The following is an 18,134-nucleotide window of genomic DNA, read 5'->3' as shown; positions in this document are numbered from 1 at the left end:
GATCGAGACCAGGGTTTCAACATGCTCAACCATTGGATTCGAAGCCTGTCGACGCGGCTATGGGCGACCAATATGGCTGCGTTTGCGGTCAGCCTGGTCGTGCTTGCAACGATCGTCATCTATGTGTTCAGCCAGTTTCCGGAGCAGTCGCTGGGGCGGCGGGAGCAGACGGAAATGGTCGGGCGGATCGCTGCCGGGCTGGACTTCGACGACGCGGGCCGCCCGGTTTCGGTACGCCTGCCCGGCGAACTCGCCTGGGTGTTTCAGGTGCTTCCTGCCGATCTCCAGTACCGCGTATATGACGGCCAAGGACGCCTGCTGCTCGCATCCACGGGCGCCCGGGACAGTGCGCCCTGGCTCCCGGACAGCCTTGGCGCCGCCGCAGGTTCGATCGTCCATGTGACGATCGACGGGAAACGCTTTGCGATCGCCACGCGGCAGGTCTCGCGGGGGCAGGCGGCATTCTATGTGCAGACTGCAACCAGCGCGCAATTCACCGGCGCGCTCGTGCGTCTGAAGATCCAGCCGATTCCCCGCACCGTCGAGACCGTCGTGTTCATTGCGACGATCATTTTCGGGTTGACGCTGCCGCTTACCATTCGCCGTGTGTTGCGGCCGCTGCGGGAAGTCTCGCAGGCAGCCGCGCAGATCACGCCGCGCAATCTGAAGACGCGTCTCTCGACGAAAGGCATCCCGACCGAGCTCACGCCGCTCATCAATGCGTTCAACGAAGCGCTCGCCAGGCTGGAGAACGGCTTCAAGGTCCAGCAACAGTTTCTCGCGGCAGCGGCGCATGAGCTTCAGACACCGCTCACGCTGATCCGGGGGCAAATCGAGTTGCAACCGGAGATCGAGGAAAAGGAGCAGCTGTTTCGTGAAATCGACCTGATGGCGCGGCAGGTTCGGCAACTGCTGCATCTGGCCGAAGTCAGCGAGGCGCAGAATTTCACGTTCGGCGAGGTCCGCATTGTAGATGTGGCGCAGGACGTGGTCGGATATCTGGCCCGCAAGGCAGACGCGAAGCAGGTCAAGCTTCAACTGAAAGAGTCGAGGGCGCTTTCGCCGATCTGGGCCGACAGGAGCGCGCTGTTCATCTTGCTCAAGAATATTGTCGAGAATGCCATCAACGTTTCCCCGGCCAATGGCGTCGTCACGCTGATGATCGATGAGGTATCGATCCAGGTTGAGGACGACGGGCCGGGCATCCCGCAGGAATATGTTCCTTTCCTCTTCAAGCGGTTCTGGCGCGCACCGGAATCAAGGCACGATGGCGCCGGGCTGGGGCTCGCCATTTGCAAGGAGATCGCGTTGGCGCATGAGTGGCGGTTGACGGTCAGCAGCCTTTCCACTGGGACGCGGTTTGTGGTGTGGCTTTGAGTACCGTCAACGCCCGCCCGTCCAATACTCCGCATCCTCCTGCCGGTCGAACACAAACGATTTCAGCGCCAGCTGCTGCGCCGTTTCGAGCGCTTCGAATTCGAGGCCATGCGTCACGGCGGCTTCGCCTTTCGCCGCGCTGTGCACGTTGCGAATCACCGCAGCGATATCGACCCGCGCATCGAGCTCTTTCGAGCGCAATTGAAACGACACGTGCAAGCGCTCGCCGATCGTCCCCAGCGCGCGCGGCGCCATCAGCGACATCCCCGACGCGCTGATCCCCGTTGCGAGCCCGAGGCCGCCGTTCGAGTCGCCGGCCTCGATCGCGGCATAGCGCACCGGCAGCCGCGCGCGAATGCGGATGGCTTTGCGCTCGCGCAGCCTGCGCATCGCGCCGGGCGCGGAGAGCACCACGTAATCGAACGGATGGTTGCAGAGCGCTTCCACGGTGCACGCGAAGCGAAACACGGCCTGGCTCGCGATCGCCACGATATCGACCGTTTCGCCGACCATCAGCTTCACTGGATTGCCGTTCACGAGCGGAGGCGTGACGAAGAGCGTGTGATTCGGCGAGAAGCCGATGAGCCGGCTCGGCTGCATTGCGCTGCTGCCCGCGCGCGAGCGCACGCCGAGCAGGCTGCCGATCGTCAGATGCATCTCGTCGAGCGTCGCGGGACGCGTCGGGCCGGGTTCCGCCGGCTCGTCGCCTTGCGCGGGCTGCTGCGCTTTTGGATCCTCCGGCTCCTGTCTGCGCGGCCGGAAATGGGCAAACAGAAAATCGGCGTCTTCCGTGCTGGCGATGGTGGTGCCGCTGTCGAGGAGCAGCGTGCCGGTCTCGTCGACGATCGGCCATTCGAGCGCCGTGCCGACCGGCACGTCGTTCCTGCTCAAGTCCTTTGCTGATCTTTCCATGCTGGATGCTCCCATGTTGTCGCGGCTGCCGGACCCGGCCCTGGCGGCGGCCTTTTAAGGGGATGCTGAGCTATTGACGTTTTACGTCAGGATGTCAGGAAAGTTTAGGGGGTTGGTGCTAGGAGTGTCCCTAATCAGCACGGAAACGCCGACTGAAGCGTGCGCAAGATCGCCAGGCCGATCGGAAAGCTGTCGGGAAGGTCGGGGTGGTTCGCGAAGAACTGGTCCAGAAGCGGATACACGTACTGATTGCTGACCACCATGTCCTTCGGCTGGCAATAGAGCGGCGGATGCTTCTTCGCGATCGAGTCGCCGTTGGCCCAGCCGAACGCGTTGATCGTGCCGGTGATGTAGGCGGCATAGACCGAGTTGTTGTCGGCGTGCGCCCATTGCTTGTATTGCGCGGCTGTCATCTCAGCATGTGCGCCGGCGGTGAAGCAAGCCGTCGCCAAAGCCAGCGCGATGGTCCGTATCTGCATGGTCTGCCCTTGTGTGGTTGTCGGGGAGCATTGTAGGGCAGGCCGTTTGCGGCCTGCAGTTGCCGGGACCGCTTAGAGCGCACAATGGCGAGCCGGGAGCAACGGCACTCGCGTCATTCGCAGACAAAAGAGGAGCAGTGCATCATGGATCGGCTGGCCGCGATGGAAACGTTTGTCTGCGTAGTGGAGTCGGGGTCGTTCTCGGCCGCGGCGCGACTCTTGAATGTCGGGCAGCCTGCCGTTTCCAAGTCCATCGCGCTGCTCGAAGAGCGGCTCGCGGTGCGGCTGCTGTTGCGCTCCACGCGCGGCCTCACGCCTACCGAGGCCGGCCTTGCGTTTTACGAACGCGCGAAACGCGCGATCGAAGAAGCGGACGAGGCCGAGCTCGCGGCACGCGGCGCGGGAGCCAAGCTGGCCGGCAGGCTGCGCGTCTGTGCGGCTGTCACGTTCGCAAGGCTGCATATCGTGCCGGCCATGGGCCGGTTTCTCGACAGGTACCCGGAACTGAGCCTCGACGTCGTGCTCGATGATCGCACTGTGGATCTGCTCGAGGAAGGTATCGACGTGGCGCTGCGCATGGGCACGCTCGACGATTCGAGCATGACCGCACGCAAGCTCGGACAAGCGCGCCGGCTGGTCGTCGGCACGCCGGCCTACTTCGAGCGCGCGGGCGTGCCGGCAGCGCCGGCGGAGCTCTCGTCGCATCAGGCCATTGTCTACAGCCAGCACGCCGAGGCCGGGACGTGGGCGTTTCGGCGAGATAGCGCGGAAGTCTCCGTTGCCGTGTCGGGGCGCATGCGCGTGAGCGCCGCCGAAGGCGTGCGCGCAGCGGTCCTCGCCGATCTCGGCGTGACGGCGGTATCCGAGTGGATGTTTGCCGACGAGTTGCGAAGCGGCAAGGTCCGGGCGGTGCTGGAAGAGTGGAGCTTGCCGCCGGTCGAATTGTGGGCCGTGTTTCCCGCCGGCCGCATGGTCAGCGCCAAGGCGCGCGCCTTTGTCAGCTTCGTCGAAGAGACCATGGATTCGAAGCGCGAAAGCTGAACGGCCCGCCAATCGCGCTCATCGCTCGACGCCCGCTTGCCTGTGCGCAGCGAGCGTCGAGCATGCCGCCTCAAGCGCAGGCGCCTACGGTCGTGCGGCGTGCATCCGTTGCCGCGCGCCCGAACGGCGAGCAGTTTCTTGCATGCGCCACGAGCTTGTCGATGGTGGCTCGCGCAGTCGCGCGCCGGATCCGCAGGCCGACATGCGGCAAGCGCCGTTCGCCCGACGGCGAGCGCGCCGCCTTCAACGCCGCGAACCAGCCGACGATCGTCCAGCCGAGCAACACGTTGACCATCGTGATCGCGAGCGCGTTGTCACGCTCGCGCGCATCCGCTTCCATTGCCGGAATCAAGTACAAAACGAACCCGCCGATCAACATCGCACCTTCGAACAGCTTCAACATGGCATCACCTTTTCTTTGAACCACGGGTTAGCGCCGTGCGCCGCCGCGTGGTTGGATCGATGGCCGACAGCCGCAAACGGCTGCGCCGGTAGAGAGCAATGTAAGGCGCAATCCCGCCAATATCGATGCCGGCCTGGCGAAAAGACTGTCGCCGATTCGCGAACAATCGCGACCCATTCCCGGCGGGAATGACAGTTACGCGCACGAGCCGCCTACTGGGCGCGGCCGTTTTGAACGAACCTTGGTTCCGTGATGGCTGACATCGCGAAGCAAATTCACCTACCCAAGGAGCAACATCATGTCACTGCAAGACAAGCTCGACGCGTTCAAGGCGGACTTCAAGGCAGGTAAGGCGCCGTATTTCGCGCCGCCCGAGATTCATCCCATCATGGAGCGGGCCACCGCCGAACTGATCGCGTCCGGGCAGGCCCAGCGCGCGCTGAAAGCCGGCGACAAGGCGCCGCTCTTCACGCTCACCGATCCGAATGGCGTGCCGGTTTCGTCGGAAGCCTTGCTCGCCAAAGGGCCGCTCGTCATCAGCTTCTACCGCGGCGTCTGGTGTCCTTACTGCAACCTGGAACTGCAGGCCTTGCAGGAGGCGCTGCCGTCGTTCGAGGCGCTCGGCGCGAGCCTCGTGGCGATCTCGCCGCAGAACGCGGTGAACAGCCGCAAATCGGTGCGCACGAACCAGTTGGGCTTCCCGATCCTGAGCGATGCGCACAACGAGGTTGCGGCGGCATTCGGCTTGCGCTTTGCGCTGCCCGATTACCTCGTCGATCTTTACAAGCAGCTTAAGAACGACCTGCCTGCCTTCAACGGCGATCCGGGCTGGACGCTGCCGATGCCGGCCCGCTATGTGATCGGCCAGGACGGCACGATCCTCTACGCGGAAGTGAATCCCGACTACACGCACCGCCCGGACCCGGCCGACATGCTGCCGGCGCTGCGCAGCGCGACGGCGCGCGTGGCCTGACGCAGCCGGAAGCCGGCGATCGAATGGCGGACGCCTTCGATCGCCGGGCTCGATCGTGAATCGCCATCGGGGCCGGCTAGCGAAACAGCGCCCACGCGATCGACAAGGAGAACGTGGCCAGCACGATCGACGCGCCGCGCTGCACGTGCGCGGGGCTGAGCCACTTCAGCCGGCCACGGCCGAGCTCGACGCCGAAGGCGACCCACATGAGGCCGATCGGAATCAGCAGGGCGGCGAATATCGACATCGCCTCGAAATAGGCGGGCCAGCTCGCGAATGCGGCAGCCGGAAAGATCGTGCCCGCGAACAGGATGGCTTTCGGATTGAGCAGCGTCGCGACAAACAGCGTGCGCGTGCCGATGGGCCCATGCGCCGCCGAATCGAACACGCCGGCGGCGCGCCACATGCGGACCGCGAGGTAGGCGATATACAGGCTGCTTGCGATGCGCACGAGCATCGGCAGCCACGCCATCGAGACCGCCAGGTGCGCGAGGCAATACCCCCAGACCGTGATCGACACGAGGTAGCCGGCGAGCTCGGCGCCGGTGAGGCGGGCGGCGCGCCTGATGCCGTGCCGCAACCCGGCCGCGGCGAGCAGCGTATTGGTCGGGCCGGGCATGATGAGGACGATCCCGCTGCCGAGCGCGAGCAGCGCGGCGCTTGTCATTGAGAGCATGAGTCGACGGATGGACGGACAGTAATGAGGCCGTTTTTACCACGGACAGATTTCAGTGCGGCATCATGCCTTGCATGATTCGAAATTTTTCCAGCCGGCGACAATATTTCTCTCTGTGAATCGTCATCACAGGCATGGAAACGCCGCACACCCCGAAACGGATGATCGATCGAGACCGCGATATCGCCGCAACCGTCTTGCGCGAGCGCACGAGGCTCGGCGCTTTCATTCGGCGTCGCGTGCGCGATCCGGGCGACGCGGAAGACATCCTGCAGGATGTCTTCTACGAGTTCGTGCAGGCTTACCGGCTTCCCGAGCCGATCGAGCAAGCGGGCGCATGGCTCTATCGCGTGGCGCGCAATCGCATCGTCGACCGCTTTCGCAAGAAGAAAGAAGAGCCCCTGCCCGAGCCCGCGGACGACGACGGCGACCACCGGTTGGATCTCGCGCTGCCGGCCGCCGATGCCGGGCCCGAGGCGGCTTATGCGAGGTCCGTGCTGCTCGCGGCGTTGCAAGAAGCTCTCGACGGCCTGCCGGCGAACCAGCGCGACGTCTTCGTCGCCCACGAACTCGAGGGACGCAGCTTTAAAGACCTGGCAGCCGAAAGCGGCCTGAGCGTCAACACATTGCTCGCGCGCAAGCGCTACGCGGTGCTGCATTTGCGCGCCAGCCTGCAGGCCGTCTATGACGAACTGGATTTATAAAGGAGCGGATGGATGAATTTCAAACTGAGGTGCTTCGGCAAGGCTCTGCTGATTCTGGCGGGCATTGCGGTGCTGGGATGGATGGTGATGGCGCTCTGGAATTGGGTCGTCCCGGCGCTGTTTATCGGCGGCCGATCGATTGACTATCCGCACGCGCTTGGGCTGCTCGTGCTGAGCCGCATCTTGTTCGGCGGATTCCGCGGACATGGCGGCTGGCGCGGACACCGCCACTGGCGCCGCTGGGAGCGGATGACGCCGGAGGAGCGCGAGCGCTTTCAGAAGGGCGCGCTGCCGCCTGCCGACAAGCCGCAGGGGGATGGCGCATGAGCCGGCCGCCGCGGAGCTCCGCATGCAAGCAGGACGCCGGCGTGTTTGCGCCGCAGGTGAAACTGACGCGCTGCGAAGGTAAAGGCGATTGCGTGGCCGTATGCCCCGAGCATGTTTTCGAAGTCCGCCGGATCGACGCGGCGGACTACGAGCCGCTGGGGCCGCTGCAGAAATTCAAGCTGCGCGTGCACGGGATGAAAGTGGCTTATACGCCGAATGCCGAGGCGTGCAAGGCGTGCGGGTTATGCGTGACGGCGTGCCCTGAGCATGCCATTACGCTGGCGCGGGTGGCCTGAATCGCACAAGCTCTCCCCAACATCGGGGAGAGCTCAGCCAACTCGCTACGGCGAAGTCAAAACTTATGGCGTATGCCCGCGACCACCAGATTCTGGCTCTTGCTGGTCGACGGGGCATTGAGGAAAATATCCGCCGCGGCGTGCGGGCCGCTGACACGCTGGTAGTCGTCGAACACGTAGACATCGGTGCGCTTCGACAATGCGTAGTCCACCGTGATCTGCCCCGTGTTCCAGTGGGGGTTGGCTTCGAGCCCGCCGTACGTGCCGTGTGTATAAACGTAAGACGCCGCCACCGACAACGCCGGCGTCAGCAAGTACGAAAACGAGACGTCGTAGTTGTTGAGGTGCAGGCTGGAGTGGTCGAGATAGTCATACCGGATGTCGTCCACAAACGCGCTTAGCGTGGCCTTGTCGGTAACGCGGTAATTTCCGCCCGCACCGATATTGCGCTGCCGCTGAACACCCACCGCGCTGTTGAGCGGGCTCGTGCGGAACAGCCAGAACGGCGCGCCCGAATAATCGTTCGTTACCGCGCCGTTGGCGTTGGTCGTGCCGGGACGCTGGATCTCCACATAGGCCGCCGCGACGCTGAATCGATTTCCCGTGTACCGCACGCCCGTGCTCCATGCTCTGTTGAGGGCGAAGTCGGTCGAATTGCTCATGGCGTAAAGCGCTTCCGCGGAGAAGCCGTTCCAGACCGGCGTCGCGTATTTGATGCTGTTGTTATAGCGCCAGCTTCCCATCAGGTTGTCCGAGTCCCCAGGATGCGCTGCAAGCCCGCCCGAAGCATAGGGTGCCGAGAACTGGGCGATATAGTCGAAAAACGCATCGTACTGCCGGCCGAACGTCACGGTTCCCAAGGTGTTGCTTTGCAGTCCAACCCAGGCCTGCCGGCCGAACATGCGGCCGTTCTGGCCCAGGTTGCCCGTGGTAATGTCAAAGCCGCTTTCGAGTTGAGCCACCGCAGCAAGACCGCCGCCGAGGTCTTCCCTGACCCTGAAGCCCCATCGATTGTTCTGGTTCGTCCCGGAGTAAAGGGCATATTCCTTGGCGCCCCCGGCGTTACTCACATAGCCGACCCCCGTACTGATGAGGCCGTACATCGTTACGCTTGACTGCGCATGTGCCGGGAGCACGCCGCAAACGCCCATCGCTGCGACGGCAGCGGAAATGAAGGTCTTTTTCATCACGATTTCCAAACCAAGAGAAAGTACGAATTTGTAATTAGGACGACGATGCGGGCGTCACACTTGCAACACTCATATCAGGCGGCGCTGTTGCCGATAGTGGCGCTTCGCGTTCGAGACTTGCGCGATAGTGGCGGCATCCGACGTAGAGCAGTGCGAAGGCGAGTACCGTCGCGATCGCATTGATCACGGCCATCGAATTTCCCACCGCGAGCGGAGAACCGAAAATCTTGTCGGTCACGAGGGCGACGAGCGTGGTTCCCAAGCCGAGTCCGATCAGATTGGAAACGAGCAGGAAGATGGCTGAGACCTGAGCGCGCATCTGGTTGGGTGCGAGATTCTGCATCGCGGCGGCGGACGTGGGGAGCGGGAAGGAGGCGAAGAACATCGCGAGCACGAGCCACACCAGCGAGCCGCCGGCATCTCCCGCCTGCGTCATCGCGACCGATGGGACGATCAGGAAAAGCGCCCCCAGCCACGCGGCGCGCATCGGCGCATCCCGATAGCCGCGACGCAGAAACCAGTCATTGAGCCAGCCGCCGCAAAAAACCCCGGCCGTATTGGCGACGAGCAAGACGGCCCCGAGCTTGTAGCCGGCCTCGACCGGCGACAGCCCAAAGTGGCGCATGTAGAACGCGGGCGACCATGACATGAGGCAATAGAGCGTCATCGCGTAAAACGAAAACCCGACGAAGTGGCAGAAGAACGTCGCTCGATGTTTTCCGATGAAGCGGAAGGTATCCGGCAACGACACCTTCATGGCTTGACCATGGATATCGCTGGCGAGACCCTTGCGCTGCGGATCGCGGACAGTTGCGAAAAACAAAAGCGCTATCAGGAGACCCGGCAACCCCACGATGAAGAACGTGATCTGCCAGGCATGCACTTCGCCCAGGACGGGGAGCGAGAAACTGGTCGCGTGCTTCAGCAGAGCGATGACGTAGCCGCCGACCAGAAAGGCCATCCCGCCTCCGATGAACGATCCCAGAGAGTAAATGCCGAGCGCACGTCCGAGCTTTTCCTTGGGGAAGTAATCGGAAAGCATCGAGTACGTGCTTGGGGATAAGGCAGCCTCTCCGACGCCGACGCTCAAGCGGGCGGCGAACATCTGCACAAACGTTTGAGCGGTGCCGCACCCTGCTGTGGCGATGCTCCATAACGCGATGCCGATCGCGATGATTCGCGGGCGAGCGAAGCGATCCGCGAGGTAGGCGATCGGCATTCCCATGATTGCGTAGAACAACGAGAAGGCGAACCCCTGCAGCAGGCTGAACTGCGTATCGCTGAGCTGAAGATCGTGCTTGATGGGCTCGATCATCAATGCCAGCACTTGCCGGTCGACGAAAGAAAATACGTACGCAAGCATGCACACGATGACCACATACCATTCATATGTGTACCGCTTGACCGACTTGGGTTTTGTCGACGAAGACATCTTAGGTCTCCAATTCCGATGGATATTAATGTTGCGATTACTGAGCGCGCTGCCAATCGCGATGTGAGGCGGAAAATTTACTAAGGTATCCGCACGATGGAGTGTCGAGGTGTCATATATCCACGTCAAATCTGCCTAAAAGGGGTAGACATATCAGCGTCGTAAATTTTGGAGATAAGTCGCGCTGAGTTGTCAGGAAATCCTGATGTGGACGTTGAATTAAGCTAAGCGACCAAGCATCCATTAGGCTGACCAATCGGGAGGCGTGGAAGTAGATATGGACTGCGATGGGTTATGGGGGATTGCCGATCACGCGGCTAGCCCGCGTGATCGGAGATGGTCGATGCACGGAACCGGTGGACGGTATGTGCTCGCCGGAAGAAGGGATCAGATGTGAGAACGCCCAGGCGGGCGCAGACGACGTGCACCCTGCTGGATTGCGATTTGCCTATCGATGTCTTCGACTAGCAAAGACTGGATTCACGCCGCAAGCGCGGCGGGCAAGCGATGAAAATGCCTGTTGAAGTAGATCAGGCTATCACCTCCGTTTTGAACGCGGATTCTGGTGGCCTCGACAAACATGACCGAGTGCGAGCCTACATTCTTGAGGTCGACGATCGCCCCTTCCAGGCTTGCGAGCGCGTCCTGCAGAACGGGGACGCCGTGCTCGCCATCGTCCCATGCGTTTAATTCAAAGCGCTTCTGCATGGGCATTTCGGTGAACCCCGCGAAATGCCGAGCCAGCGGTTCGTGATGCCCGGTGAGCACGTTGATGCAGACATTCCGGTTCTTCTCGAAGACCGCGTGCAAGGCGCTCGATCGGTTGAGGCAGACCAGCAAGGTCGGCGGCGCATCGGTTACGGAGCAGACTGCGCTTGCAGTGATCCCGCAGCGTCCTGAAGACCCCGATGTGGTGATGATGTTCACCGCGGCGCCCAGGTGAGCCATGGCGTTCCGAAACAGGCGGCGCGCTTCATCGTTCGTTGCATAGGGGGGGGTGTTGTTGGCCATGGTAGTGAAGCTCCGACGCTGGATGTGACGTTAGGATGTAGCGTAGTCCACGGTATCGGCGGACGAAATCGGCATCAACGCCACAAACGTTGAAGCAGTTCCCTACGCATCTAAAGGTTTCCCCAGGCCGCCTGCCTGAAATCAATTTATTTGCGGTTGCGAGTCGACCGCGATGCGCTCAAACTTGAGCCAACGCATCAAGAACAGATACGAATTGGACTGGAAATGACCTCGCCATCTGCCATCGTTTATATCGTCGACGACGACAATGGTCTGCGTACGTCGCTGTCCTGGCTGCTCGAGTCGGTCGGAATTGCCTCGAAAGGATTCGCGACCGCGTCCGCTTTCCTCGATGCATTCGATGAAAAGAATCCGGCGTGCCTCGTCCTGGATGTCCGAATGCCGGAAACGAGCGGTTTTGAAGTGCAGGCGGAATTGAACAAGCGTGGATCGACGCTGCCGATTATTTTCGTCAGCGGGCATGGGGACATTCCGATGTCCGTCCGTGCGCTGCAGAATGGCGCGATCGATTTTGTGGAAAAACCGTACAACTCTCAACAGATGCTCGAACGCATCCAGCGCGCTTTGAAGCTGGCTACGCAGCGCCATGCCGCCGGCATGCGGCGCAGGGAGCTTCAGCAGCGGATCGAATCGCTTACCACGCGCGAAAGGGAAGTGCTGATGCAGGTGCTCGACGGGAAGGGAAGCAAGAAGATCGCGTCAGACCTTGGGATCAGCGTCAAGACCGTGGATGTCCATCGGGCAAGCATCAAGGAAAAGCTCGGGGTAACGTCGATCGCCGAACTGGTCCGGGACGCCGGCATGATTCTGGGTAACGAAAGGGACGGCAGGGAATAGACTGCGGCTGACGCATCCGGGCGCGCACGAAAATCGAAAACGGCCGTCGTGGGCCGCTCAATGCATGGGCACGCCAGGGGGCGAAGCAAAAAACTGCATGGTGCGCGCAAGCCTCGCGGCATCGTCGCGCAGCGAGGCTGCAGCCGCGGACGCTTGCTCCACGAGGGCCGCATTCCGTTGAGTGGTTTGCTCGATCTGGTCGAGCGCGGATTGGGTACGGACGATGTCGCTGTTCTGAGCCGACGACACTTCCGCAATGTCTCGCATGATCCCGCTCGTTTCACGTACCGCGTCGGAAATCTGCGCCATCTTCAGCCCGGCAGCCTGAACCCGCTGACTACCGCGATCAATCTCGTTTGACGAGCTGCGGATCAACTCACCGATCTCTCGCGCGGCGACCGCCGACCTTTGCGCGAGACTGCGCACCTCGGCGGCCACGACGGCAAAGCCCCTGCCGTGCTCACCCGCACGAGCGGATTCGACCGCCGCATTGAGCGCCAGAATATTGGTCTGAAACGAGAGCGATTCGATCGTTCCGATGATTTCGTTCATCCGCTGCGAACTCTTTACGATGAGATCCATCGTCGAGACGACGGCATCCATCTCCGAGCGACCTTCAATCGCAATGCCTTCCACGTCGGATGCAAAGCGCAACGCTTTGGTAGCTTCGAGCGAATTCCTCTGCGCTCTTTCGGCGAACTCGTTGAGGTCGGCCACGATGGCTTCTATCGACGCCGCTTGCTCTTCCGTGCGCTGCGAGAGGTCGGCGTTGCCGGCGGCGATCTGGGCCGTGGCGCTGGCAACCGATTCGCTGCCGCTGCGAACATCGCCGACAATGTCGCGCAAGATCGACTGCATGTGCCCGAATGCGTCGAACAGCCGTCCAATTTCTCCGCTATGGCTTTCTTGTGGCCGCACGGTCTCGAGATTGCCGGCCGCAATCCGCTCGCAATCTTCGGCGGCGGTTGTGAGCGGAACGATGACCTTGCGCGTGAGGGATACGTAACTGACAAGTGCCACGATCATGCTGCACAGCCCTAGCGCGGCAAGCAGGACGATGTGGTGTTGGATCTCTGTCTTGCTGTCGTTGAAGCGTTGGTTTGCATCGCGTTTTTGATCGTCGATCAGCGTTTCGAGCGATTGATGAAAAGCGTTGTATGCCGCCTTTCCTTGGCTCATCTTTTGCGCTCGCGACGCCGGATCCGCTGTCGCCTGAATGGTTTGCAGATCGTCGAGAAATGCGCGAAACCGGTCGAGACGATCGGAAAACACGGTGGCCTGCCCCCTTCTTTGCGAACCATTTGCGATCGCAAGATATTGGTCACGGTTCCGGTCGATAGCCTTCAAGACGACCGCTACCTTGCGGAGCCGCTCAGGCCGCTCCGACTCCGCGAACGTTGCCAGCGAGGTCAGGATCGCAATCACGTCGAGAGAATCGGCTTTGATCTGCAGTAACAGTTCGGTTCCTGATGCGTCGGTCAGGTAGATATTCTCCATGGCGGTCAGGTCGCGATACTCTCCCCAGATGCCAAGCATGCTGCCGCAGAGCATGAGGAACGACAGCGATGCAAGAGTCTGCAGCAAGCGGCCTCGTACTGTTTTCCTGGCGATCATTTTGGGTTTCCTGTGGAGGATGTCTATAGGAATATCGGCGCTGCCGCGATGGACTTGATTAAAGCGATTCCCACCCGTTCTAGTGATTTTCTTTAGAGGGGTATTGGGAATGCGAACAAACGGAGGGAGCGGGGCGCTTGCGGTAGCCGCGCCCGGTGACGAGACGGTATTCGGATTGGACGCGACTGCGTTGAAGCCTGGTGAAGGTGAAGAACCTCAGCGCATATACAAGCCGCCATTCACGTCCCAGCATGCGCCGTTCGCGAAGTATGCGTCCGGCGACGCCAGCAATACGGCGACGTCGGCGACATATTGCGCGGAGCCCAGGCGGCCGACCGGGATGCCCGCTATCACCGTTTTCAGCTTATCGGCCGGGACGCTCTCGTGGACGATCGGAAGATCGAGCGGCCCCGGGGAAATGGCGTTGACCGTCACGCCGCGCGCGGCGAGGTCGCGAGCGAAGACCTTGGTCAGCGTGATGGCGCCACCCTTGGCCGCCGCATAGTGCGCCCCCGTCGCAGAGCCGCCGTTCTGTCCGGCCAGCGATGCCACATTGACGATGCGTCCTTCGCCGCGGTCCGCGAAGTATTGGCCGAACACTTGACAGCCGAATAGCACGCTCCGCAGGTTCACATCGATGACCAGGTCGAACTGCTCGGCGGTAATGTCCATGACCGGCACGACTTTCGATGCGCCGGCGTTGTTCACCAGCACGTCCACGCCGCCCCATCGCTGGACGAGCGTATCGAGCGCCGCGGCGAAGTCGGCTTTCGAGGTGACGTCGAGGCGGATCGCGCAGGCCGTGTCGCCGCTTGCGTCGAGTTCACGCGCGACGCCTTGCACTTCGTCGAATGCAATGTCCGCCAAGCCCACGCGGTAGCCCGCTTGGTGAAATCTGCGTGCGACTACTGCGCCGAGGCCCCGGGCCGCGCCAGTTACCAGAACGATTCTCTTCGACATGTTCATGCTCCTCGTTGTTATCGCGCGAGCGCTTCTTCAAAGTGTGCGGCGAAGGCGCATACGGTTTCATCGGCGCCTTTCCTGCCGACAATCTGCAGCCCCGCTTTTATTTTCGATCCCTGGATCGGCAGCGGCAAACTCAAGGCAGGATGACCGCTCAGATTGAACGGCCTGATCAACGACGACATGGCAATCACGGACTCGCCTGCACGTGCCGCTTCCAACGTGATGGGCAGTGACGGAAGCGTCGGCAAGACGAGGACTGCGGCACTCTCGAGAGCATGGTCCACTGCTTTCGTGAACGCGCTGCGGACCCGTTCAGCCGCTTCGACTTGCTCCTGCGTCGTGTTGGCGGCCGTGCGCAGGCGCTTGTCGAGATCGGCGCCGAGCTTGCCGGTTTCGACCAGGTGACCGAAGGCAGCCGACGTTTCCCTGTTGATGATGGCGAGGCCGGCCTCGAACGCTTCCCGCATCGCGTGCAGCTCGACAATCGTCTCGACAAATCCCGCACGCTTCACGGCGTGCCGGACAGCGGTGTCGATCGAAGCGTCAGCGTCTGTTCTGACGATGGCTACGCGCGCCCGATTCACATCGCGGCGTGCCGCGGCGGCATCGAAGGTCGGATCGATGACGGCCATCGTCGCGATGAGGATGCGCATATCGCGTGCGAAGGGGCCGACGCAATCCAGGGTAGTGCGTTCGGGCAAGACGCCGGCACGCGCTACGCGGCCGAACGTCGGCTTGAGCCCGATCACTCCGCAACAGGCGGCCGGGCCGCGGACGGAGCCGCCGGTATCGGTTCCGAGCGCCGCGTCCACGAGCCCGAGTCCGACTGCCGATGCCGATCCGCTCGACGAGCCCCCTGGGATGCGCAAGGGATCTTGGGGATTGAGCGGCGTTCCCGTGAAGTCGTTGATGCCTGTCATGCCGAAGGCGAGCTCGTGCATGTTCGCCTTCCCCTGAATCCGCCATCCGGCGTCGAGCAGGCGCTGCACGACTTCGGCGTGCGCCGTTGCGGGCGCCGTGCCGGATAGCGCCGCGCTCGCGCCAGTCGTCGGGTAGCCCGCAATATCGATTGAATCCTTGATCGCGATGGCCGGGCCATTTGCACTAGCGCTTGCACGTAGCGCGATTTCATCGATGAACGCGGGATTCATGCGGTCGTGTCCTTGCGAGGATTGACTTGCCATGGTGCATCGAAGAGACGCTCGGTGCGGAAATGACGAATCAGCCAGGCGCCGCCGTCGGGGGCGGGCGAGAAATCGATCTCCAGCCGTGCTGCAATGAGCTCGGCCTTCGAATCGACATAGCCGGAGGCTTGCAGCATGATCCAGCGTCCTTTGGCATGGCCGCCGTTCACTTCGATATGCTCGGACGTCACGAAATGAACGTTGGTCGTGAAGTGAGGCGTTGGCGGGAGATATCGCTGCAACATCTCAAGAATAGGGCCACGGCCCTGCAGGCGGCCGAATTTTTCCGCGTATTGCAGACCGATGCCCTCCCAGACGGCGTCGCCGGTAAAGAGCGCGGCGAGCGATTCGCCGGCGAGCGGGCGGCACGGCACGTCGCATAGCGCCATATAGCGCGCGATGGTCTTGCGGATCGCATTCTCCGCTTCGAGTGCGGCGAGCCGTGTCTCGAGCGCGGAGAGCGGGGGTGATTGCGTGCCGGAATCTCTCATGACGGGCTCGTTATCGGCCAAGCGCGCGGGCGGTTTGGCCGCCAATGCCGAAGTCGGTATTGGGGATGTCCTTGATCACTACGCGCGTAGCCTGCAGGGGGACCGCCAGCACTTGCGAGGCCGTGTCGGACAGCGCGCCGATCAAAGCGACTTTCTGCGCCTCGGTCCGTCCGGCGATCAGGATTGCCACGATCACCGGGAGCATCGGCAAGGCTCCGTTAGCGGCGGACTTGCCGCCGATGCCGAAGTTCGCAGGCGGCAGTTCGCTCAATAGAATGCGGATCGAATCCGCTGGCGCTCCGATGCTTTCGACGGTTGCGCGCGTGAGACCGCCGATCAAATCCGCTTTGACGGACGCATCGTGGCCACTCGGCAAATAGACTTCAAGGGTTGGCATGGAGCCTCGCGTGTGCGGTCTAGAGCAAAAAGCCGATCGCGCTCAGCGCTTCGGTCGAATCGATCAGGCGGATCACCTTTTCGACGAGCTTCAGCTCGCCGTTCGTGAAGGCGAGCTGGTGCGTGAGATCAGCGGCAAAGAGGGTCGCCACGCCGCGCTTGTACGCGACCAGCACCTGCGCCGACTTCACCACCACCCTGTCCGGCGCGTCGCTCGACAGCGTGAAGCGGGACACGGTGCGAACCGTGCGCGCGGCATCGGACGCCGAAGCCGAAAACCCGGACGTCATGCGCTGCACGCGCTTCTCGCGCATGTCGTGATCGTCATAGGCGTAGTTCAGCGACGCGGCGTAGTCGGTGGTATTTGGATCGATCGGCACCACGTAGTGACCGGCGCGATCCCACAGGTCGAGCCATGCCTGATAGTCGCGACGGTCGAGCAACTCTGCTTCCTGCCAGATGAACTCGATCGCACGGGCGAAAGTGGATTGCGAAAAGAGTGCGTTGCGATCGTTCATCATGCCTGCTCCATCATTGCACGCCATTGCTTGTACGCTTCACGCATGCCGGTTTCGTCGGTTGCATGCGCCGTTTTTTCACCGTTAGCCGCGGTGCTTTCGCGGTTCAGGCCGCGATTCACCAGAATCGGGACGTCCGGCCCGGCATGAGAACCGCGCTGGACCCGCTCCCACGCTTCCGCATCGTCAGGGCTGCCGAATCCGAACGGACCTTGGAAATGCTCGTGCATGCGAAGACGCTCGCGGTTGGCTTCCTCGGGGCCGCCGTCCATCGCCAGCGCGACGTGGCGGATTTCCGTTTCTTCCGCTGAAATCGGCCGCAGCACACGGAAGAACGCCATCGACAGCGCGAGGTTGGGAAACAGGTTCAGATTGAAGCCGACGCCCATCAGCGACCGCACGATGCGCCGCACGTCTTCCGGCGAATGCTTCTCTGCGAGCTTGGCGGCGAGCGTGTCGAAACGCTCGGGCAGCGGCTTGCCGTCGTCGCGGTCGAGATCGACGAGCTCGGGCATCAGCACGGCAAGACTGTGGCCGTTGCCGAGCGAGCGGCAGAAGGCATCGTCGCTGGTCATGAAACCGGTGATTACTTGAGCCGTCTCGTCGTCGACGGATTTCAGCCAGGACTTGTGCACCACCGGGAAGTGATAGAGGTCGGTGGTGTTTTCGAGCTGGATCTTCCAGTTGCCTTTGAATTTGAACTTGTGCTCGCCGTTGGTGCGAACCGGATAGCCCGCGCCCTGCTTCATGAAGAGGTCGATCCACGGCTTGGCGCCGCCGAGAAAATCGTCGAGCGATTCGATCGACTCGTCGAAGCTCGCGAAGATCAGGCCTTGATAGATGCCGACACGCAGCTTCTTCAGCGGCAGGTCGCCTTTCTCGCACACGCCTTCATAGCCGTCTCCATAGGGCAGCGCGCGGAGCGTGCCGTCGAGCGCATACGACCAGCTGTGATAGGGACAAGTGAATCCCTTGGCGTTGCCTTTGTGCTCTTCGCACACGCTCGCGCCGCGATGGCGGCAACGGTTTTGCAGCACGTTCACCGTTCCTGTCTTGTCGCGAACCACGATCACCGGCTGTCGGCCGATGGTCGTCGTGACGAAATCACCGGGCTTGGGCAATTCGCTTTCGTGGGCGACCCAGATCCACGTCTTGTAGAAGATGTGTTCGAGCTCGGCTTCGAACAACGCCGGGTCGTAGTAAAGCGAGGGCGCGATGCGGTCGGCCTCCGCGCGCGTATGCAGCGCACTCGTGTCGATAGGCTGGTAGGAAATATCGCTCATCTG

General features: G+C 62.1%; 21 protein-coding genes. 7 read left to right on the top strand and 14 right to left on the bottom strand.

Going from position 1 to position 18,134, the window contains the following annotated elements; translation table 11 throughout:
• Window positions 1-21: 21 nt before the first annotated feature.
• On the top strand, window positions 22-1,377 hold the full coding sequence (locus FAZ69_RS14185) for a sensor histidine kinase (RefSeq protein WP_136895509.1): 1,356 nt from the start codon (window positions 22-24) through the stop codon (window positions 1,375-1,377).
• A 6-nt stretch (window positions 1,378-1,383) separates the two neighbouring features.
• On the opposite strand, the gene FAZ69_RS14180 is transcribed toward FAZ69_RS14185, so the two are convergent.
• Window positions 1,384-2,289, bottom strand: a complete 906-nt coding sequence (locus FAZ69_RS14180) for a flagellar brake protein (protein WP_240702232.1) — start codon at window positions 2,287-2,289, stop codon at window positions 1,384-1,386.
• Window positions 2,290-2,423: 134 nt separating this feature from the next.
• Entirely contained in the window at window positions 2,424-2,768 is a 345-nt protein-coding gene (locus tag FAZ69_RS14175) for a Rap1a/Tai family immunity protein (protein ID WP_136895505.1), read from the bottom strand.
• 144 nt (window positions 2,769-2,912) lie between these two features.
• Here FAZ69_RS14175 and FAZ69_RS14170 point away from each other — a divergent pair, with 144 nt between their 5' ends.
• A complete protein-coding gene (locus FAZ69_RS14170; protein ID WP_136895503.1) occupies window positions 2,913-3,809 on the top strand; it encodes a LysR family transcriptional regulator in 897 nt (298 codons plus the stop codon).
• A gap of 70 nt (window positions 3,810-3,879) precedes the next feature.
• Here the strand turns inward: FAZ69_RS14170 and FAZ69_RS14165 are convergent, their stop codons facing one another.
• On the bottom strand, window positions 3,880-4,212 hold the full coding sequence (locus FAZ69_RS14165; protein WP_136895501.1) for a superinfection immunity protein: 333 nt from the start codon (window positions 4,210-4,212) through the stop codon (window positions 3,880-3,882).
• A gap of 298 nt (window positions 4,213-4,510) precedes the next feature.
• Here FAZ69_RS14165 and FAZ69_RS14160 point away from each other — a divergent pair, with 298 nt between their 5' ends.
• Window positions 4,511-5,185: a peroxiredoxin-like family protein gene (locus FAZ69_RS14160; RefSeq protein ID WP_136895499.1), complete on the top strand. Its 675-nt coding sequence runs from the start codon at window positions 4,511-4,513 to the stop codon at window positions 5,183-5,185.
• 76 nt (window positions 5,186-5,261) lie between these two features.
• Here the strand turns inward: FAZ69_RS14160 and FAZ69_RS14155 are convergent, their stop codons facing one another.
• On the bottom strand, window positions 5,262-5,861 hold the full coding sequence (locus FAZ69_RS14155) for a LysE family translocator (protein ID WP_136895497.1): 600 nt from the start codon (window positions 5,859-5,861) through the stop codon (window positions 5,262-5,264).
• A gap of 134 nt (window positions 5,862-5,995) precedes the next feature.
• Here FAZ69_RS14155 and FAZ69_RS14150 point away from each other — a divergent pair, with 134 nt between their 5' ends.
• The 3 genes from FAZ69_RS14150 to FAZ69_RS14140 are packed head-to-tail and all read left to right on the top strand — an operon-like array spanning window position 5,996 to window position 7,188.
• Window positions 5,996-6,565, top strand: coding sequence for an RNA polymerase sigma factor (locus FAZ69_RS14150; protein ID WP_136895495.1), 570 nt, complete (start codon window positions 5,996-5,998; stop codon window positions 6,563-6,565).
• Window positions 6,566-6,577: 12 nt separating this feature from the next.
• Window positions 6,578-6,892, top strand: a complete 315-nt coding sequence (locus FAZ69_RS14145) for a hypothetical protein (protein WP_136895493.1) — start codon at window positions 6,578-6,580, stop codon at window positions 6,890-6,892.
• Entirely contained in the window at window positions 6,889-7,188 is a 300-nt protein-coding gene (locus FAZ69_RS14140) for a 4Fe-4S dicluster domain-containing protein (protein ID WP_136895491.1), read from the top strand. Before FAZ69_RS14145 ends, FAZ69_RS14140 begins: the two co-directional genes overlap by 4 nt.
• Before the next feature lie 56 nt (window positions 7,189-7,244).
• Here the strand turns inward: FAZ69_RS14140 and FAZ69_RS14135 are convergent, their stop codons facing one another.
• From FAZ69_RS14135 to hpaC, 3 genes are all read right to left on the bottom strand, one after another.
• Window positions 7,245-8,375 (bottom strand): porin, encoded by a 1,131-nt coding sequence (locus tag FAZ69_RS14135; RefSeq protein WP_136895489.1) that lies wholly within the window; start codon window positions 8,373-8,375, stop codon window positions 7,245-7,247.
• 37 nt (window positions 8,376-8,412) lie between these two features.
• Entirely contained in the window at window positions 8,413-9,810 is a 1,398-nt protein-coding gene (locus FAZ69_RS14130) for a spinster family MFS transporter (RefSeq protein WP_136895487.1), read from the bottom strand.
• Between the two features lie 480 nt (window positions 9,811-10,290).
• Window positions 10,291-10,821 (bottom strand): 4-hydroxyphenylacetate 3-monooxygenase, reductase component, encoded by a 531-nt coding sequence (gene hpaC, locus FAZ69_RS14125; RefSeq protein ID WP_136895485.1) that lies wholly within the window; start codon window positions 10,819-10,821, stop codon window positions 10,291-10,293.
• A 225-nt stretch (window positions 10,822-11,046) separates the two neighbouring features.
• Here hpaC and FAZ69_RS14120 point away from each other — a divergent pair, with 225 nt between their 5' ends.
• Window positions 11,047-11,679, top strand: a complete 633-nt coding sequence (locus FAZ69_RS14120; RefSeq protein WP_136895483.1) for a response regulator transcription factor — start codon at window positions 11,047-11,049, stop codon at window positions 11,677-11,679.
• 57 nt (window positions 11,680-11,736) lie between these two features.
• Here the strand turns inward: FAZ69_RS14120 and FAZ69_RS14115 are convergent, their stop codons facing one another.
• The 7 genes from FAZ69_RS14115 to FAZ69_RS14085 form a co-directional block, all read right to left on the bottom strand.
• Window positions 11,737-13,293 (bottom strand): methyl-accepting chemotaxis protein, encoded by a 1,557-nt coding sequence (locus FAZ69_RS14115; protein ID WP_136895481.1) that lies wholly within the window; start codon window positions 13,291-13,293, stop codon window positions 11,737-11,739.
• 216 nt (window positions 13,294-13,509) lie between these two features.
• Window positions 13,510-14,253 (bottom strand): SDR family NAD(P)-dependent oxidoreductase, encoded by a 744-nt coding sequence (locus FAZ69_RS14110; protein WP_136895479.1) that lies wholly within the window; start codon window positions 14,251-14,253, stop codon window positions 13,510-13,512.
• A gap of 17 nt (window positions 14,254-14,270) precedes the next feature.
• Window positions 14,271-15,410: an amidase gene (locus FAZ69_RS14105; protein WP_136895853.1), complete on the bottom strand. Its 1,140-nt coding sequence runs from the start codon at window positions 15,408-15,410 to the stop codon at window positions 14,271-14,273.
• Window positions 15,407-15,934: a nuclear transport factor 2 family protein gene (locus FAZ69_RS14100; RefSeq protein WP_136895477.1), complete on the bottom strand. Its 528-nt coding sequence runs from the start codon at window positions 15,932-15,934 to the stop codon at window positions 15,407-15,409. Before FAZ69_RS14100 ends, FAZ69_RS14105 begins: the two co-directional genes overlap by 4 nt.
• A 10-nt stretch (window positions 15,935-15,944) precedes the next feature.
• Complete coding sequence (locus FAZ69_RS14095) at window positions 15,945-16,331, bottom strand: tautomerase family protein (protein WP_136895475.1); 387 nt, start codon at window positions 16,329-16,331, stop codon at window positions 15,945-15,947.
• 19 nt (window positions 16,332-16,350) lie between these two features.
• Window positions 16,351-16,851 (bottom strand): aromatic-ring-hydroxylating dioxygenase subunit beta, encoded by a 501-nt coding sequence (locus FAZ69_RS14090; RefSeq protein WP_136895473.1) that lies wholly within the window; start codon window positions 16,849-16,851, stop codon window positions 16,351-16,353.
• Window positions 16,848-18,131: an aromatic ring-hydroxylating oxygenase subunit alpha gene (locus FAZ69_RS14085; RefSeq protein ID WP_136895471.1), complete on the bottom strand. Its 1,284-nt coding sequence runs from the start codon at window positions 18,129-18,131 to the stop codon at window positions 16,848-16,850. Before FAZ69_RS14085 ends, FAZ69_RS14090 begins: the two co-directional genes overlap by 4 nt.
• Window positions 18,132-18,134: the final 3 nt, after the last annotated feature.

The organism is Trinickia terrae, from assembly GCF_005144415.1.
Lineage (GTDB): Bacteria > Pseudomonadota > Gammaproteobacteria > Burkholderiales > Burkholderiaceae > Trinickia_A > Trinickia_A terrae.
This window is presented reverse-complemented; position numbering and strand designations above follow the sequence as displayed.

Coding starts and splice junctions, on each gene's coding strand:
- FAZ69_RS14185 (WP_136895509.1), top strand. CDS start 22: ATGCTCAACCATTGGATTCGAAGCCTGTCGACGCGGCTATGGGCGACC.
- FAZ69_RS14180 (WP_240702232.1), bottom strand. CDS start 2,289: ATGGAAAGATCAGCAAAGGACTTGAGCAGGAACGACGTGCCGGTCGGC.
- FAZ69_RS14175 (WP_136895505.1), bottom strand. CDS start 2,768: ATGCAGATACGGACCATCGCGCTGGCTTTGGCGACGGCTTGCTTCACC.
- FAZ69_RS14170 (WP_136895503.1), top strand. CDS start 2,913: ATGGATCGGCTGGCCGCGATGGAAACGTTTGTCTGCGTAGTGGAGTCG.
- FAZ69_RS14165 (WP_136895501.1), bottom strand. CDS start 4,212: ATGTTGAAGCTGTTCGAAGGTGCGATGTTGATCGGCGGGTTCGTTTTG.
- FAZ69_RS14160 (WP_136895499.1), top strand. CDS start 4,511: ATGTCACTGCAAGACAAGCTCGACGCGTTCAAGGCGGACTTCAAGGCA.
- FAZ69_RS14155 (WP_136895497.1), bottom strand. CDS start 5,861: ATGCTCTCAATGACAAGCGCCGCGCTGCTCGCGCTCGGCAGCGGGATC.
- FAZ69_RS14150 (WP_136895495.1), top strand. CDS start 5,996: ATGGAAACGCCGCACACCCCGAAACGGATGATCGATCGAGACCGCGAT.
- FAZ69_RS14145 (WP_136895493.1), top strand. CDS start 6,578: ATGAATTTCAAACTGAGGTGCTTCGGCAAGGCTCTGCTGATTCTGGCG.
- FAZ69_RS14140 (WP_136895491.1), top strand. CDS start 6,889: ATGAGCCGGCCGCCGCGGAGCTCCGCATGCAAGCAGGACGCCGGCGTG.
- FAZ69_RS14135 (WP_136895489.1), bottom strand. CDS start 8,375: ATGAAAAAGACCTTCATTTCCGCTGCCGTCGCAGCGATGGGCGTTTGC.
- FAZ69_RS14130 (WP_136895487.1), bottom strand. CDS start 9,810: ATGTCTTCGTCGACAAAACCCAAGTCGGTCAAGCGGTACACATATGAA.
- hpaC (WP_136895485.1), bottom strand. CDS start 10,821: ATGGCCAACAACACCCCCCCCTATGCAACGAACGATGAAGCGCGCCGC.
- FAZ69_RS14120 (WP_136895483.1), top strand. CDS start 11,047: ATGACCTCGCCATCTGCCATCGTTTATATCGTCGACGACGACAATGGT.
- FAZ69_RS14115 (WP_136895481.1), bottom strand. CDS start 13,293: ATGATCGCCAGGAAAACAGTACGAGGCCGCTTGCTGCAGACTCTTGCA.
- FAZ69_RS14110 (WP_136895479.1), bottom strand. CDS start 14,253: ATGTCGAAGAGAATCGTTCTGGTAACTGGCGCGGCCCGGGGCCTCGGC.
- FAZ69_RS14105 (WP_136895853.1), bottom strand. CDS start 15,410: ATGAATCCCGCGTTCATCGATGAAATCGCGCTACGTGCAAGCGCTAGT.
- FAZ69_RS14100 (WP_136895477.1), bottom strand. CDS start 15,934: ATGAGAGATTCCGGCACGCAATCACCCCCGCTCTCCGCGCTCGAGACA.
- FAZ69_RS14095 (WP_136895475.1), bottom strand. CDS start 16,331: ATGCCAACCCTTGAAGTCTATTTGCCGAGTGGCCACGATGCGTCCGTC.
- FAZ69_RS14090 (WP_136895473.1), bottom strand. CDS start 16,851: ATGATGAACGATCGCAACGCACTCTTTTCGCAATCCACTTTCGCCCGT.
- FAZ69_RS14085 (WP_136895471.1), bottom strand. CDS start 18,131: ATGAGCGATATTTCCTACCAGCCTATCGACACGAGTGCGCTGCATACG.